Source organism: Ruegeria sp. CDSC079, from assembly GCF_059610505.1.
Map to the genome: position 1 here is coordinate 98,484 of NZ_JBXWNT010000006.1, position 15,689 is coordinate 114,172.

The window sequence follows — 15,689 nt, forward strand, 5'->3', positions numbered from 1 at the left end:
AGCCGCTGGGTTAAACGGCTTTCTCGAAATGTAGTCTTCAGTTGGTTGCGACATCAACAATGTCGTAGCCTGCAGTAAACCCGGACAAAGACAGGTCAAGTTCGATCACCTGATCCGGCGCGGGCGCTGGAACGATGGTCAAAGTCGCCTTGCTACCCTGCTTCATTGCGTCGATATCCCCCTGGGTCAGGCCGATTTGGGCAACACAGCCAACAGGGTTACAAAACGAATAGTTGTAGCGTTTGGCAGGCGCCCCGTCGATTGAGAGGGTCAGCTGCGCTTGCAACAGGGTTTCAAGCGGAACCAAGATATTTGCTCCGGCTACAGCCGAACCGCCTTCGGGTAGGCGGAACATGGAAAACTCAGCCATAGGCACATCTTGCGGGCCATTTATGACTTGCAGCAGCGAACACAGATCTTTGCCCGCGTTCATCTTCAAACAGTTCAGGCTCCAGTCGCCGAATTTTTCTTTGTCATAGCGCTGTCCGACCTTGACGGTTTCATCGACCGGCTGCCCCAGGTCGAGACCATTGTCCACCTGCTCGGTCGTAGGGGATTCGGTGGCAGGTTCTGCCGTGTCGGTGGTCTCTTGCGCCAGGGCGGCGCCGTTGAAAAGAAAAGCTGCCGCAACAAGCTTTATCGGTGTCCTGAACATAATTGCCTCGTGATTGTTGATGTGGCTTTTCGCCGGGTCTAGCACCACTGGCGCGCAGTGTCAGGCATTATGCAGCGTAAAAAGACAGAAGTGATCGGAATCTCGCCTGAGGCCCCGTGGGCAACACGTGTGGCCAAGATAAAAGGGAGCCGGTGGAGCGGCTCCCTTTCATGAATTTTTCTCCCCGTCGGACCGGCCGACTTAATTATGAGCAGACGTTACGAGAGGGCGGCGCGGTGGTCAACTGCTAACCTGAAAATTTAATTATGAAGCTATGGTGAAAAAAGGGCCGCGCGTGAACGCGCGGCCAGTCGACAGGGAGGAAGTTTGTTGACCGCGGAATTCTCATACACGAACAACCAGAAAACTATCGCAGCCAAAGGTTAACTTTGTATGCTGGGCGGAGATCGGTAGGAAACAGGGCCTTAAGCATATGAGTGAGAACATATTTCTTGGCGGTGGTGGCGCAGATTACAGCCAACCGCAGACGTTGTCGTTGAAATACGCCAACCGCCACGGCCTGATCGCCGGTGCGACCGGCACTGGCAAGACCGTGACGCTTCAGATCCTGGCCGAGGGGTTTTCCAAGGCCGGGGTGCCGGTGTTTCTGTCTGACGTCAAAGGTGATCTGTCTGGTTTGGCGCTGGCGGGCAGTGAAAGTCACAAGCTACATGGGGCATTTCAGAAGCGTGCCGAAACCATCGGATTCACGGATTACGAATATGCCGCTTGCCCGGTCACTTTCTGGGACCTGTTCGGTCAGCAAGGCCATCCGGTTCGAACCACAGTATCCGAGATGGGACCTTTGTTGTTGTCCAGGCTGATGGACCTGAGCGAAGCACAAGAAGGCATTGTAAACATTGCATTTCGGGTTGCCGATGAAGAAGGTATGCCCCTGTTGGATATGAAAGATCTGCAAGCCCTGTTGGTCTGGATCGGAGAGAACAGAGCAAATCTTTCGCTGCGCTATGGGAATGTCTCAACCGCCTCGATCGGTGCCATCCAGCGACGGTTATTGGTTCTTGAAAATCAAGGGGGCACCAATCTGTTTGGCGAACCTGCCCTGGAACTGGCCGATCTTATGCGCACCGATGCCAACGGGAATGGCATGGTGAACATCCTGGCCTCTGACAAGCTGATGGGATCACCTCGTCTGTATGCGACGTTCCTGTTATGGCTGCTGAGCGAACTGTTTGAAGAGTTGCCCGAAGTCGGCGATCCGGACAAACCCAAGCTGGTATTTTTCTTTGACGAAGCGCATCTGTTGTTCGAAGACGCGCCCAAAGTGCTTGTGGACAAGGTCGAGCAGGTCGCCCGCCTTATCCGATCAAAGGGCGTAGGGGTCTATTTCATCTCGCAAAACCCGGCAGACATCCCAGAAGACATTCTGGGTCAGTTGGGTAACCGGGTACAGCATGCTTTGCGAGCTTTCACCGCCCGAGACAGGAAAAACCTTCGCCTTGCGGCTGAAACCTACCGCGAGAATCCAACCTTTGATACTGAGGCCGCCATCCGTGAGGTTGGCGTGGGCGAGGCGGTTACATCCATGCTGCAAAAGAAAGGGGTTCCGGGCATCGTCGAACGCACTTTGATCCGTCCCCCTGGGTCACAGTTGGGGCCGATTACCGCTGCCGAACGGCAAATGGTAATGAATGCGTCTCCGATGAAAGGCAAATACGAAACCCGCATAGATCGCAGATCAGCCTTTGAGATACTCCAGGCGCGGACTGATGCCGCGGCACAGGCCGCAGCCGAGGCAGAAGAACAGCTTGAGTCTCAATCGATTGCAGAACGCGAATTTGCCACGGCTCGCCGATACTCAGGTAGCAAAGTAACGCGGTCTTCTTCGCGGATCGTGCGAAAGAAAGACACCTTTGCCACCGCCATGAGCGAGGCCGTCATTAAAGAGCTTAAGGGAACAACCGGGCGCAGGATCGTCCGAGGCATTCTGGGCGGGTTATTTCGTAATCGTTGAATGGCGGGCCGGGCTGATTGCCCGGCCACACAACGGTCACTTCAGGCGGCGTTGGCCTTCTTGTCTGCAATATGCATCAGCCTCGGGGACGGACATTTTTGTTGCCGGAAAGTCGATTGCCCGGTCCCAGTCCACGCGGTTCTGCCGGTAGAGCTGGCATGTCACCACGCCCTTGGGGGTCTGGACTTTGACCGGAGTGGTTTCCAGATCTTTTGGTGACGGAATACATGCGGTCAAAGAGGCAAGAACCGGCAACAGAATGAGTGTCTTTGTAAGAGTGGTTTTCATCGGTGTTTTCTATTCCCTGCGGGCAAATGGTAGTAGTCTGCACAAAGGCAAATAATTGGTGAACACGACTGTGAAACATGTCAGGCCGATGATTTGCTCTAGTAAGTTCCTCACTCAAAAGCAAGAAACCGCGCCAATTTCTTGACGCGGTTCCACATATTGGAGGTTCTGTGGCCCTATTTCTCGGGGATCAGCCCTCTTGGACTGAATCTAAGAACAATCAGCAGAATCAACCCCATCGTGAACAGTCGCATATGGGCCGCGCTGTCGATCAGATGCGTCTTGAGCGCACTGCCATCGGGCATTCCGGACGTGATCAGGTTCATAATCCACAACCCAATCGGTTCGACCTGGACCCACAGGAACCAGATGAGGAACGCGCCCAGCACAGCACCAAAGTTGTTGCCCGATCCGCCCACGATCACCATGACCCAGACCAGAAATGTAAAGCGCAGAGGGTTATAGGTACCCGGCGTCAACTGCCCGTCCAGCGTTGTCATCATCGCGCCCGCGATACCGCAGATGGCAGAGCCCAGAACGAAGATTTGCAAATGGCGGCGGGTGACATCTTTACCCATCGCCTCGGCTGCAACCTCGTTGTCACGGATGGCGCGCATCATGCGGCCCCAGGGGCTGCGCAGCGCCATCTGGGCCATCCACAGCAGGATCAGAAGAACAACCATGAACAGCAGGGAATAGCCCAGCTTGACCGACAGGGTCGAGGCGATGACAGGGTCCAGCCCAAACCAATCGGCACGGGCAATGAAGGATGGATCCTGCTGCAGCTCAACCTCATAGCCGACCACGGGCGAAGGGCGTGGGATGCCGTAGACATTCTTGACACCTCGGGCCAACCAGTCCTCGTTTTTCATGATTGCGATGATGATTTCGGCAATCCCAAGCGTCGCAATCGCCAGATAGTCCGAGCGCAGGCCAAGGGCTGTTTTGCCGATCAGCCACGCGGCACCGGCGGCTAGCACGCCACCCGCGGGCCAGGCCAACAGAACCGGCAGATTCAACCCGCCAAGGTTGCCCGCAACGGCTGGGTCAATGGCTTCGACACCAGCAACGCTGGGGTCAAACACCGCACGGTAAATGAAAAACCCGGCGATCAGAATGGCGACGATGGCAATCGTCTGTACACGGCCCCTCGGTATTTTTGTTGCCACCAGAACCGCCGCAACGACGGTCGCAGCCCCCAACAGCAACGCAAGGACGATCCCGTATCCTCCGGATGACCACGCGCCGGGTGTCGGCGGGGTTGAGACCAGCACAACTGCCAGCCCACCCAGCGCAACAAAGCCCATAACACCAACGTTAAACAGGCCCGCAAAGCCCCATTGCAAGTTCACCCCAAGCGCCATGATGGCCGAGATCAGCCCCATGTTCAGGATCAGGATCGCCGAATTCCAGCTTTGCGTGAATCCGGTCAACAGGATCAGGCCGCCAACAACCACGAAAAGCAGCGTATTTTTGACAGTCTCGGTCATACTGCTTTCCCCTTAAACAGACCTGTGGGCTTAAACAGAAGCACGATAAGCAAGATAACAAAGCTGACCGCGAATTTGTAATCGGTGGATAGGAATTGGACCAATCCCGATGGCTCCAGATGTTCCGGTGCCAGATAGGTCAGCACCTTTTTCCATGCATAGGTGATCGTCACCTCGGAAAACGCGATGATGAACCCGCCCGCGATAGCGCCCAGCGGGTTGCCGAGGCCGCCGACGATCGCCGAAGCGAAGATCGGCAGCAGAAGCTGGAAATAGACAAAGGGCTTAAAGCTCTTGTCCAACCCGTAAAGCACACCCGCAGTTGTCGCCAGCGCCGCGACAAGGATCCAAGTGATCATCACCACACGTTCAGGGTTGATGCCGGACAGCAGCGCCAGATCCTCGTTATCCGAATACGCGCGCATCGACTTGCCGGTGCGGGTTTTGTTCAAAAACCAGAACAAAAGTGCCACGGCGACTACGGCCACAACCACGGTGATGCCCTGAGAGGTCTTGATCGCCAACCCCTCACGCAGCCCGGTCATTGCCTTGAATTCCCGCGCTGAAACGATGAACCGCTCACCGTCCGAGAACCTTTGATCATCCGGCCCGATTATGAACCGCACCAGCCCGTTCATGATGAACATCACGCCCATCGAGACGATCACCAGAATGACCGGTTTGGCCTTTTGTTCCCGGTAGAAACGGTAAACCAGCCGATCCGTGATCAGAACCAGAACGATACAGCCCAGAATGGCAAAGGGCAGGGCCAGCAGAGCAGTCGGTAACGGCCCGAAACTGACCCCGGCGGCCTGCAGGCCCCATGTGACCAGCACGGCGATCATCGCACCAAAGGCCATCGTGTCGCCATGGGCAAAGTTCGAGAACCGCAGGATGCCATAGATCAGAGTGACCCCCAGAGCGCCCAGCGCCAACTGGCTGCCATAGGCGATTGCAGGAACGAGGACGAAGTTGGAGAGCGCCACTAGGGCGTTGAGGAAATCCATTATTCAATGACCTCACATGTACCGATGCTGGATTGAACTGAGAGATCACCGAGCGCGTTGTAAATCTGTGTACGTACGCTTCGGCCATCAGGAAACACCGTTATGGTCAATCCTGCAAGTGGCCCCATTGAAGGGACCAGAAAATGCCGTGCCCCGCCAACCCCAATTTGCTCGATTGGGTTGTTCTGAATGGCGGTGTCAAGTTTGATGGGTTTGGAAGACGACGAATAAGCGAGTGTGGGTGTTCCAGAAAGCGTGCCGGCACTTTCAAGCGAATGGTCGTTAGACCAATCACATTCTATTTCGAATACCTGAGGTAAAGTGTTTGCTGCTTCGGCCAACGCAAAATTGTCTGTTAGACTGATTGCGCAAGCCATGGCAGTAATCCTAACGATCTGGTTCCTTGGCTTTTGAACCACGGCAGACCTATGCCAATCAAGTGAACGGGATGTTGAGCTCAAAATTTGCACTGTGCTCACCCCCCCAAGAAACTCTTACGAACCTCTGGATCGGCCAGCAGTTCCTTGCCCGTGCCGGTATAGGCATTCCGCCCTTGAACCAGCACATATCCCTTGTCCGCGATCTCCAAAGCCTGACGGGCGTTCTGTTCCACCATCAGGATCGGCAGTCCGGTGCGGGAAACCTCGATAATCCGGTCGAACAGCTCATCCATCACGATGGGTGAAACACCGGCGGTGGGTTCGTCCAACATCAGCACTTTGGGCTGGGTCATCAGCGCGCGGCCCACGGCAACCTGTTGGCGCTGACCGCCCGACAGCTCTCCGGCGGCTTGGTTGCGTTTGTCACGGAGAATGGGAAAGAGGTCATAGACCTGTTCCATCGTGTCTGAAAAGTCGTCACGACGGATGAACGCGCCCATCTCAAGGTTTTCTTCGACCGTCATCGAAGTGAAGATGTTCGAGGTCTGCGGAACAAAGCCCATCCCCTTGATCACCCGATCCTGGGGCGACAGGTTGGTGATGTCTTCTCCGTCCAGTCGCACAGATCCCGCGCGAACATCCAGCATCCCAAACACGGCCTTCATTGCAGTGGATTTACCGGCGCCGTTGGGGCCAACGATTACAGCGATTTCACCGGCATCGACTGAAATCGTGCAATCATGCAGGATATCCGGGCCCTTGCCGTAGCCTCCGGTCATGGTGTCGCCGATCAGGAATGGGCCACCTTCGACGCGGTGCGTCTTTCCGCTTTTGCGATGTGCGGGAGTCATCGTGCCCATGCCTTGGGTATTGGTGATCGAGGCATCCTTGTTGCCGTGGTCATCCTGATAAGGATTATCGCTCATGCCCCGGCCTCCAGCTTGTCTTTGTTCTTCAGGCCGGTGCCCAGATAGGCTTCGATCACATGCTCATTGGCTTTGATCTCGTCCAAAGTGCCCTGGGCCAGAACCTTGCCCTCGGCCATACAAATGACCGGGTCGCAGATTTTGCCGATGAAATCCATGTCGTGTTCGATGACCACAAACGTATAGCCGCGTTCCTTGTTCAGGCGCAGGATTGTGTCGGCGATGGTCATCAGCAGGGTGCGGTTCACACCCGCGCCGACCTCGTCCAGAAACACGATCTTGGCGTCGACCATCATGGTACGGCCAAGTTCCAGCAGCTTTTTCTGCCCGCCCGAGACCTGACCGGCCTTGTGATCGGCCAGATGTTCGATGGTCAGAAACTCCAACACCTCATCGGCCTTAGCCATTAACGCGCGCTCTTCATTAGCGATGCGTTTGCGGCCGAACCAGGTGTTCCAAAGTGATTCCCCGGATTGCGCGCCGGGCACCATCATCAGGTTCTCTCGGCAACTCATCGAGGAAAACTCATGCGCGATCTGAAAAGTGCGCAGCAGACCTTTGTGAAACAGATCGTGTGGTGGCAAGCCGGTTATGTCCTCGCCATCCATGAACACGCGTCCAGAGGTGGGCGGGAGTACACCCGCGATCACGTTGAACAGAGTTGTCTTTCCGGCCCCGTTCGGCCCAATCAGGCCGGTGATCGAACCCTTCTGGATTTCCAGCGATGCCCCATCCACCGCATGAAACCCGCCGAAATGCTTATGCACGTCCTCGACGACGATCATCTTTTCCCCTAGCCGCCGTTTTCGGCGTTCTTGTTTTCACACCCTCATTGAAGAGGTGCGGTCTTTTTTCACTGAAGCAGCCCGGACACAAGGTCCGGGCTGCTTATTTTCAGGTCTTCTTAGGTCAAAATCAACGGAAGTTGACGGTCTTGTTTTCGCCGTCGGTGACTTCGATCTCGCGATACGAACCTGCGCTTTCGCCGGGGCCGATCAGCTCAACGCCGGACGCGCCGACATAGTCGATGTCCTGACCAGCGGCCAACAGTTCCAAACCTTTGGCCAGCTCACCCGGATAGATCTTCTCTCCTGGAGCGTTGGCAACATCTAGGATCTTGCTGCCGTAGTCGGCCGGGTTGGTCGAACCAGCGGCCTGCATCGCCAGCATGAACAGCGCTGCGGCGTCATAGCTTTCAGGCGAATAGGGCGACGATCCGTCAAAACCGGCGGCTTCGGCCATGGCAAAGTACTTTTCAGCACCTTCACCACCTGAACCGGCGATCTGACCGAACGAGCCGTTCAGGTCGGGGCCGACATTTGCGGGCAGCGAGTCACCGATCATGCCGCCGGGCAAGCCGAACGTGTCGAATGCACCGCTGTCCAGCGCCGACTGAATGATGCCCAATCCGCCCTGATCGAGATACCCGGCTACAACCAGAATGTCGCCACCGGCCGAGGCCAGCGCGCCAACTTCGGCCGAGTAGTCCGCTTTGCCATCCTCATGCGCGGCCACGATCGTGACTTCGCCGCCCGATGCCTCGAACGAGGACTGGATCGCGTCTGCCAGACCCTTGCCATAGTCGTTGTTGGTGTAGGTCAGTGCGATTGAAGTGATCCCGCGATCATTCAGGATATCTGCCATCACCTGACCTTCACGTGCATCCGACGGGGCGGTGCGGAAGAACAGGCCGTTATCCTCCATGGTCGACAGACCGGGCGAGGTGGCCGAGGGCGAGATCATGACCATCCCGTTCGGGATCGCGACATTCTGCAGGATCGCTCCGGTCACGCCAGAGCAGTCACCGCCAATGATGCCGGCAACGCCGTCGGCAATCATGCGTTCACCGTTCGAGGTGGACAGGCCGTTGTCGATACAGCCGGTATCAGCGCGCGATGCAGTGACGGTAGAGCCATCCAGCAATTTGCCGGATTCGGTGACTTCGGCCATCGCCATCTCGGCGCCTGAACCCATAGCGGGTGCCAGCGATTCAATCGGTCCGGTAAAGCCGAACAGAACACCCAATGTGACGTCTTCGGCCATAGCTGCGCCCGAAAGAAGGGCGGTTGCTGCAGTTGCTGTAAGCAGCTTTTTCATATGGTTACTCCCAGTTGTGAACGTATTCGTTCTGGGCACGACCCTAGGCAAGCTGTTCGAAAAAGAAAAGTCCTAACGCAAACGTGTTTTTGTGGCGCACAGTTCTAGTTGTTCAGATGTGCCCGGCGCGGTGTTTTCGGTAAGGAGAACGAGATGTTCAGACTAGCTATGATCTTCATCTTTTCTGTTGTTTCAGGGTTGGCCGGGGCAGAATCGCTAACTACCAGCTCCGGATCGGCGCGTGTGACGGCGATGGTGAAGGGGCTCGATACGCCCTGGGCAGTCGGTATCCTGCCTGACATGTCCTTTCTGGTAACTGAGCGCGACGGTGATCTTCTGTTCGTGTCGGAGGGAAACATAGCTCGCGTCAAAGGCACTCCCAATGTGGTTGCAAAGGGGCAGGGCGGTTTGCTGGACGTAACCGTTGCCAGGGATTTTTCGCAAAGCCGTGAGGTTTTCCTGACCTATTCCAAGCCTCAACCAAAGGGGGCAGGCACTGCACTTGCGATTGCGCGCCTGTCCGAAGACGGATCAGAGCTGACCGATCTGCGCACGATTTTCGAAGCTGAAAATGGTGGGAATTCTGGGCGGCATTTTGGCTCTCGTATTGTCGAGGCAAAGGACGGGACATTACTTGTCACTATCGGCGATCGTGGTGATCGCCCGACCGCCCAGGATCGATCGAGTCACAACGGCTCGGTGATCCGTGTGAACCGGGACGGCTCGGTGCCGGCTGATAATCCATTTGTCGGACAACCCGGAATTAAGCCTGAGATATGGTCTTATGGCCACCGGAATCCCCAAGGTGCAGGGCTGGATGCACGGGGGCGCCTATGGGTATCGGAACATGGAGCCAAGGGCGGAGATGAAGTGAACCTAATCCGGCCGGGGCGGAACTATGGCTGGCCGGTGATTTCCTATGGCAAGCACTATTCCGGACAAACAATCGGCGAGGGGACGGCGAAACCGGGGATGGTGCAGCCTGAATTCTATTGGGACCCTTCCATCGCCCCATCCGGCCTTTTGATTTATTCAGGCAAGCTTTGGCCCGAATGGAAGGGTGATCTATTCGTCGGGTCGCTCAAATTCGACTACATTGCTCGGCTTGAAGGCACTCCATTGACTGAGGTCGAGCAGATCAAGGGCCCTCATACGGAACGCGTCCGCGACATTGTCGAGGCACCGGATGGATCAATCTGGTTTATTTCCGTCGGGCAGGGCGCTGTCTTTCGCATGACCCCCAGCGATTAAACAGACAAGCGCCCGCTTTGCGCACCGCGCTCACGATAGGGCGTGGTGTTGTAGTGCGCCCGGTAGCATTTCGAGAAATGGCTAGGCGAGGCAAACCCGCATGCTAGCGCCACGTTGATCACGCTCATGTCGGTCTGCATCAGCAGGTTCCGGGCCTTATGCAGGCGCAGCTCCATATAATAGCGTTTAGGCGACCGGCTGAGGTAACGGCGAAACAGACGCTCTAGCTGCCGCGTGGACATGCCGACCTCTTTGGCCAGAATCGAAGGCGAGATCGGCTCTTCGATGTTTTTCTCCATCATCAGGATGACCTGGCTCAGCTTGGGATGGCGTACCCCAATCCGTGTTGGGGTCGACAAACGCTGTGTGTCCTGATCGGTGCGGATCGAGGAATAGATCAACTGATCGGCCACCGCGTTGGCAAGGTCTTCCCCGAAATCCTCGGCGATGATTTTCAGCATCAGGTCGATAGAGGAAGTGCCACCGGCTGTTGTCATCCGGTTTCCGTCAATCTGGAATACGGATTTGGTCAGTTCGACCTCATCAAATTCTTCGGTGAAACTGTCTGAGTTTTCCCAGTGAATTGTCGCACGCTTGCCATCCAGTAAACCGGCCTTGGCCAAGGTATAAGCTGCCGTACACAGCCCACCAATGCGCAATCCCCGGCGTGCTTCGCGGCGGACCCAGTTCAGAATTTTCTTGGTGGTAGCGGCTTGAACATCGACACCGCCGCAGATCAGCACGACGTCATCGCGCTGCAGCTCGGCTAGATCAGCGTCCAGTTTGAACTCGGTCCCGGCGGAGCATTTGATCGTCTCGCCGCCTTCGCCAGACAGGCTCCAACTGTAAAGCTCTTTGTCGGCCATGCGGTTTGCGATGCGCAGGCTATCCAGCGCGGATGCGAAACACAGCAGCGAGAATTTGTCCAACAGGACAAACACGAAATGACGAGGGCTGGCCGCAGTGGTTTCCACCGTGACAACTTGGCGTTGCTCTTGCATGGCGAGGTGTCCTTGATTCGGCGCCGTTTGACCCTACGTCCGGCGACAGATTTGACCGCCACCATGATCAAAGCTTGTTTGCGACGTCAAGAGGTCCAAATCGTATATGGCCTCTCATCAAACGTTTTTGTATAGAGGCGACTTGAATACTTCAGCGGAGATCAAAGCTATGACCGAATGGCAAAAAACGAACTGGCGCAACAAGCCCCGGGTTCAGATGCCAGACTATACCGACGCAGCCGCGCTGGCAAAAGTCGAGGCTCAGCTTTCGCAGTATCCGCCGCTGGTGTTTGCAGGTGAGGCACGTCGGCTCAAGCAACATCTTGGTGCTGCGGGGCGGGGTGAGGCTTTCCTGCTGCAGGGCGGCGACTGTGCTGAAAGCTTTGAACAATTCAGCGCGGATGCGATCCGCGACACCTTTAAGGTGATGCTGCAGATGGCCATGGTTCTGACCTATGGCGCAAAGGTGCCGGTGGTCAAAGTGGGCCGTATGGCTGGACAGTTCGCCAAACCGCGCAGCGCACCAACAGAGGTGGTGGATGGCATTGAGCTGCCCAGCTATCGCGGCGATATCATCAACGAGCTGGATTTCACGCCCGAGGCGCGGATTCCGAATCCGTCCAAGATGTTGCAAGCCTATACGCAGGCAGCGGCAACATTGAACCTGTTGCGTGCTTTTTCGACCGGTGGTTTCGCCGATATGAGCCATGTGCATTCGTGGACACTCGGCTTTGCCGATGGCCAGGATGTTCAGAAATACTCTGAAATTGCTGACCGAATTCAGGATTCGATTGATTTCATGGGGGCTGCGGGCATCACCGCGGACACAACGCATGAATTCTCGTCGGTTGAATTCTATACCAGCCACGAAGGTCTGCTGCTTGAATACGAAGAGGCGCTAACCCGTCTTGATTCTACATCGGGCAACTGGTTGGCCGGGTCCGGCCACATGATCTGGATTGGCGACCGCACCCGTCAGCCTGATGGCGCGCATGTCGAATTCTGTTCCGGCGTTCTGAACCCGATCGGTTTGAAATGCGGTCCGACGACATCTGCCGAAGACCTCAAAGTTCTGATGGCCAAACTGAACCCGGAAAACGAAGAAGGGCGTCTGACCTTGATCGCGCGGTTTGGTGCAGGCAAGGCAGGAGAGCATCTGCCGCGTCTGGTCAAAGCAGTCAAGGAAGAGGGCGCCAAGGTGACCTGGGTCTGTGACCCAATGCACGGCAATACGATCAAATCGGCCACCGGCTATAAGACCCGGCCCTTTGATTCCGTGCTGCGCGAAGTTCGCGACTTCTTTGGTGTGCATCAGGCCGAGGGCACGATCCCCGGCGGTGTGCATTTTGAGATGACGGGGCTAGACGTGACCGAATGCACTGGAGGTGTACGCGCTGTAACAGAAGAAGATCTGTCAGACCGTTACCACACTGCCTGCGATCCACGTTTGAACGCGTCGCAGTCGTTGGAACTGGCCTTCCTTGTTGCGGAAGAACTGACAGATCTGCGCCGGAACCGCGGCAAACGCGCAGCCTCCTAACCACTTGGTCAGACGGTTTTAAAAAGGCGGGTCTAATTGGCCCGCCTTCTTTACATTTAACACGCGTTACTCGTTACTTATCCCGTGATACGACCAATCGAAGGTGAGATCCGGGACGTTTGAACTCTTGTTGTTCTTCGGCAAATCCTTCGACAACAGGCTGAACCGGTTGTCGAGGCGCCTGTATTTCTGACACAGCACGCAGTTTATGATGGCTTACATCAAAGCGCCGAGGGGTTGCCCCAATCGTCCCGTCACTGACCATGACGCCAAGAACACGGCTGACATCGCCCAAATCGCTTTTCAGCGGCAAAAGGATCATTCGCGCTTGAAGATCCGTGCGCCCAAACCCACCGGTCGAGGCCAATTCAAGTTCAGCAATGGCAGGGCCGGCAAAAACCTGTTCAAGGATTTCGGTAACCTGAGTTCGCGCGCTGGGTTCGAAAAAAGCGGTCAGAGGCATTCCCCGAACCTCCATACCCGCCAGTGTGTTCAAGTGACTGCCGGCCAGACGAAACCGGGCCAGACCGGGTGCAATGCGTTCAAGGATGAAGGTGTTAGGCAGGATATTCTCAAGCCCGCGCGGGTCGATCTGAGATCGCATAGGAACACCATCGCCGGACAGCAAGGCTGTCCAGTACGCTTCGGCCTGTTGTATGGGCGATAGACTGCGCCCACTGTCAAAACGATCCATTGCGACGATCTTTCCAAATTTAGTCCCGGAACCGTTACCGAAAAAGATCTTCATTTTCATCACCCTAACTGCAATCGACCGTCATTTTCATAAAATGCAAGATACCGGGAGCTTTTGCGCCTTGTCGGTACTTGCCTAGACGAGATTGGCACGGGTTGAGTCAATTTTGGAGTAATTCTTTAATGAATGGTTAACCTCTGTCCGACGCTGTCATTCTCAGCAAACTCTTGCCCTGCACACGAGGATGGCATTAGGTGCGGACAAGAACACTGGGCGGGCAAAGCGGAGAAGACAGGCATGATCAGATCCATGACCGGATTTGCCTCAGGCAAGGGAACACATGGTCCACATAGCTGGACCTGGGAGTTGCGCAGCGTAAACGGCAAAGGGCTGGATATGCGTCTGCGGGTGCCTGAATGGCTCACCGGGCTCGAAGCCGCGCTTCGTTCGCGGATTTCGAAAAGCCTGGGCCGGGGGAATGTGACGCTTTCGCTCAAGCTGAGCCGCGAGGAAACGACAGCCGATCTTGTGCTGAACCCGGTTGCGATGGCCGCTGCTCTGGATGCTCTGGCGCGAACGCAGACGATGGCAGAAGAACGGGGACTAGCGCTGGCCCCGTCGACGGCGGCCGAGCTTATTGCTGTCAAAGGCATGTTGGAAACCGGCGGGGATGCGGATGATCCGGCCCCCTTGGTCAAACATCTGACCGGCGCGTTTGACGATTTGCTGAGCGATTTCATTAAGATGCGTGAATCCGAAGGCCGGGCCCTGGCCGATGTGCTTGAGGCGCAGCTATCGCAGGTTTCAAGCCTTACGGAGCAAGCCGCCAAGCTCGCTGAAGAGCGCCGGGATAAAATCGCTGAAAACTTACAAGAAAACCTGCAGCGCGTGATGGATAATGCGCAAGGCGCGGATCCGGACCGGGTTGCACAAGAGTTGGCTCTGATTGCAGTCAAGTCGGATATAACGGAAGAAATTGACAGGCTGAAAGCCCATGTCACTGCCGCACGCGATTTGCTTGCACAGGATGCCGCCGTGGGGCGCAAGCTTGATTTTCTGATGCAAGAGTTCAATCGCGAGGCCAATACGCTGTGTTCCAAGGCACAAAGCGCCGATTTGACATCGGTTGGGCTTGAGTTGAAGGCGGTAATAGATCAGATGCGCGAGCAAGTGCAGAACGTAGAATAATGACAGGAGCGCCCTGATGGCGGATCGACGCGGCCTATTAATCATTCTGTCCTCGCCTTCGGGCGCAGGGAAATCCACGTTGGCCAAGCGTCTGATGCAATGGGACACGGATCTGGAGTTCTCGGTTTCGGCCACAACACGCGCGCCCCGGCCTGGGGAAGAACATGGGCGTGAGTATTATTTCCTGACCGAAGATACCTTTCGACAGCAGGTGTCCGAGGGACAGATGCTGGAACATGCCCATGTATTTGGCAATTTCTACGGCTCTCCGGCTGGGCCAGTCCGCGAGTCCATCAATGACGGCAAGGACGTTCTGTTCGATGTCGACTGGCAGGGCGAGGTGCAGATTAGGAACTCGGATCTGGGCAAACACGCCCTGTCGATTTTCATCCTGCCACCGTCGATCCCCGAATTGCGCCGCCGATTGGAAAGCCGCGGTCAGGACAGTGAAGAGGTTATTTCCAAGCGGATGCTTAAAAGCTGGGATGAGATCAGTCATTGGGGATATTACGACTATGTGCTGGTCAATGACGATCTGGACGAGACCGAAGAAAAGCTGAAAACCATCGTCAGTGCCGAGCGAATGCGGCGTATCCAGCAACCCAAGCTTCAGGATCATGTCCGTACGCTGCAAAACGAATTCGAGGAGCAGTCATGACCATCTATGCACTTGGCACTCACGCACCGCAAATCCACGAGGACACATGGGTCGCCCCAGACGCCAATCTGATCGGCAAAGTCGTGCTTGAACAGGGGGCCTCGGTCTGGTTCGGCTGCACGATCCGCGCTGATCACGAAGAAATCCGGGTTGGTGAGGGCAGCAATGTTCAGGAAAACTGCGTGATGCATATTGATGCGGGGTATCCTCTGACCATCGGGAAGAACTGCACGATTGGGCATAAGGTCATGCTGCATGGCTGTACGATCGGGGATAATACCCTGATCGGAATGGGGGCCATCGTGTTGAACGGTGCCAAGATCGGCAAAAACTGTCTGATCGGGGCAGGGGCTTTGGTGACCGAAGGAAAAGAGATACCGGATAACTCTCTGGTCATGGGCTCACCGGGTAAAGTCGTGCGCGAGATCGACAATGCGACCGCCCAGAAACTGACCTTCAGCGCCTTGCATTATCAAGAAAACATGCGTCATTTTCGCGATACAATGCGAGAGCTATCCTAGCGTCCAACTGCGTTGCTA

16 protein-coding genes are annotated in these 15,689 nt (G+C 56.0%); 6 read left to right on the forward strand and 10 right to left on the reverse strand.

All coding sequences use genetic code 11. The features are described from left to right. Positions 1 to 37: 37 nt before the first annotated feature. Positions 38 to 655 (reverse strand): invasion associated locus B family protein, encoded by a 618-nt coding sequence (locus AC2FIC_RS12825; RefSeq protein ID WP_282027399.1) that lies wholly within the window; start codon positions 653 to 655, stop codon positions 38 to 40. A gap of 433 nt (positions 656 to 1,088) precedes the next feature. Here AC2FIC_RS12825 and AC2FIC_RS12830 point away from each other — a divergent pair, with 433 nt between their 5' ends. Beyond that, complete coding sequence (locus AC2FIC_RS12830; protein ID WP_496691226.1) at positions 1,089 to 2,630, forward strand: helicase HerA-like domain-containing protein; 1,542 nt, start codon at positions 1,089 to 1,091, stop codon at positions 2,628 to 2,630. 36 nt (positions 2,631 to 2,666) lie between these two features. Here the strand turns inward: AC2FIC_RS12830 and AC2FIC_RS12835 are convergent, their stop codons facing one another. From AC2FIC_RS12835 to AC2FIC_RS12865, 7 genes are all read right to left on the reverse strand, one after another. Beyond that, positions 2,667 to 2,918 carry a hypothetical protein gene (locus AC2FIC_RS12835; protein WP_142633761.1) on the reverse strand — a complete coding sequence of 84 codons (252 nt, stop codon included), beginning with the start codon at positions 2,916 to 2,918 and terminating at the stop codon, positions 2,667 to 2,669. Between the two features lie 176 nt (positions 2,919 to 3,094). Continuing rightward, a complete protein-coding gene (locus AC2FIC_RS12840) occupies positions 3,095 to 4,408 on the reverse strand; it encodes a branched-chain amino acid ABC transporter permease (RefSeq protein WP_282027400.1) in 1,314 nt (437 codons plus the stop codon). Further along, the gene (locus AC2FIC_RS12845; protein WP_282021241.1) at positions 4,405 to 5,415 is read right to left on the reverse strand and encodes a branched-chain amino acid ABC transporter permease; all 1,011 of its coding nucleotides are present in this window, start codon (positions 5,413 to 5,415) and stop codon (positions 4,405 to 4,407) included. The genes AC2FIC_RS12840 and AC2FIC_RS12845 overlap by 4 nt, the downstream gene beginning before the upstream one ends. Then, positions 5,415 to 5,792: a hypothetical protein gene (locus tag AC2FIC_RS12850; protein WP_271947148.1), complete on the reverse strand. Its 378-nt coding sequence runs from the start codon at positions 5,790 to 5,792 to the stop codon at positions 5,415 to 5,417. Before AC2FIC_RS12850 ends, AC2FIC_RS12845 begins: the two co-directional genes overlap by 1 nt. A 98-nt stretch (positions 5,793 to 5,890) precedes the next feature. Next, entirely contained in the window at positions 5,891 to 6,721 is an 831-nt protein-coding gene (locus AC2FIC_RS12855) for an ABC transporter ATP-binding protein (protein WP_271947146.1), read from the reverse strand. Beyond that, positions 6,718 to 7,506, reverse strand: coding sequence for an ABC transporter ATP-binding protein (locus tag AC2FIC_RS12860; protein ID WP_142633770.1), 789 nt, complete (start codon positions 7,504 to 7,506; stop codon positions 6,718 to 6,720). The genes AC2FIC_RS12855 and AC2FIC_RS12860 overlap by 4 nt, the downstream gene beginning before the upstream one ends. A 130-nt stretch (positions 7,507 to 7,636) precedes the next feature. Then, the gene (locus AC2FIC_RS12865) at positions 7,637 to 8,818 is read right to left on the reverse strand and encodes an ABC transporter substrate-binding protein (protein WP_142633772.1); all 1,182 of its coding nucleotides are present in this window, start codon (positions 8,816 to 8,818) and stop codon (positions 7,637 to 7,639) included. 153 nt (positions 8,819 to 8,971) lie between these two features. Between AC2FIC_RS12865 and AC2FIC_RS12870 the strand changes: the two genes are divergently transcribed. Beyond that, entirely contained in the window at positions 8,972 to 10,069 is a 1,098-nt protein-coding gene (locus tag AC2FIC_RS12870) for a PQQ-dependent sugar dehydrogenase (RefSeq protein ID WP_496691227.1), read from the forward strand. Here the strand turns inward: AC2FIC_RS12870 and AC2FIC_RS12875 are convergent. Beyond that, positions 10,066 to 11,070 carry a GlxA family transcriptional regulator gene (locus AC2FIC_RS12875; protein ID WP_496691228.1) on the reverse strand — a complete coding sequence of 335 codons (1,005 nt, stop codon included), beginning with the start codon at positions 11,068 to 11,070 and terminating at the stop codon, positions 10,066 to 10,068. The two genes, AC2FIC_RS12870 and AC2FIC_RS12875, sit on opposite strands and share 4 nt — an antisense overlap. 169 nt (positions 11,071 to 11,239) lie before the next feature. On the opposite strand from AC2FIC_RS12875, the gene AC2FIC_RS12880 reads away from it, so the two are divergent. Continuing rightward, positions 11,240 to 12,610 (forward strand): class II 3-deoxy-7-phosphoheptulonate synthase, encoded by a 1,371-nt coding sequence (locus AC2FIC_RS12880; RefSeq protein WP_142633778.1) that lies wholly within the window; start codon positions 11,240 to 11,242, stop codon positions 12,608 to 12,610. Positions 12,611 to 12,683: 73 nt separating this feature from the next. Here AC2FIC_RS12880 and AC2FIC_RS12885 read toward each other — a convergent pair whose 3' ends face one another. Next, entirely contained in the window at positions 12,684 to 13,358 is a 675-nt protein-coding gene (locus AC2FIC_RS12885) for a PAS domain-containing protein (protein WP_496701038.1), read from the reverse strand. 243 nt (positions 13,359 to 13,601) lie between these two features. Between AC2FIC_RS12885 and AC2FIC_RS12890 the strand changes: the two genes are divergently transcribed. The 3 genes from AC2FIC_RS12890 to AC2FIC_RS12900 are packed head-to-tail and all read left to right on the forward strand — an operon-like array spanning position 13,602 to position 15,671. After that, positions 13,602 to 14,492 carry a YicC/YloC family endoribonuclease gene (locus AC2FIC_RS12890; RefSeq protein WP_281972091.1) on the forward strand — a complete coding sequence of 297 codons (891 nt, stop codon included), beginning with the start codon at positions 13,602 to 13,604 and terminating at the stop codon, positions 14,490 to 14,492. Positions 14,493 to 14,508: 16 nt separating this feature from the next. Beyond that, positions 14,509 to 15,150, forward strand: coding sequence for a guanylate kinase (gmk, locus tag AC2FIC_RS12895; protein ID WP_496691230.1), 642 nt, complete (start codon positions 14,509 to 14,511; stop codon positions 15,148 to 15,150). Further along, positions 15,147 to 15,671 carry a gamma carbonic anhydrase family protein gene (locus AC2FIC_RS12900; RefSeq protein ID WP_496691231.1) on the forward strand — a complete coding sequence of 175 codons (525 nt, stop codon included), beginning with the start codon at positions 15,147 to 15,149 and terminating at the stop codon, positions 15,669 to 15,671. Before gmk ends, AC2FIC_RS12900 begins: the two co-directional genes overlap by 4 nt. Positions 15,672 to 15,689 lie beyond the last annotated feature (18 nt).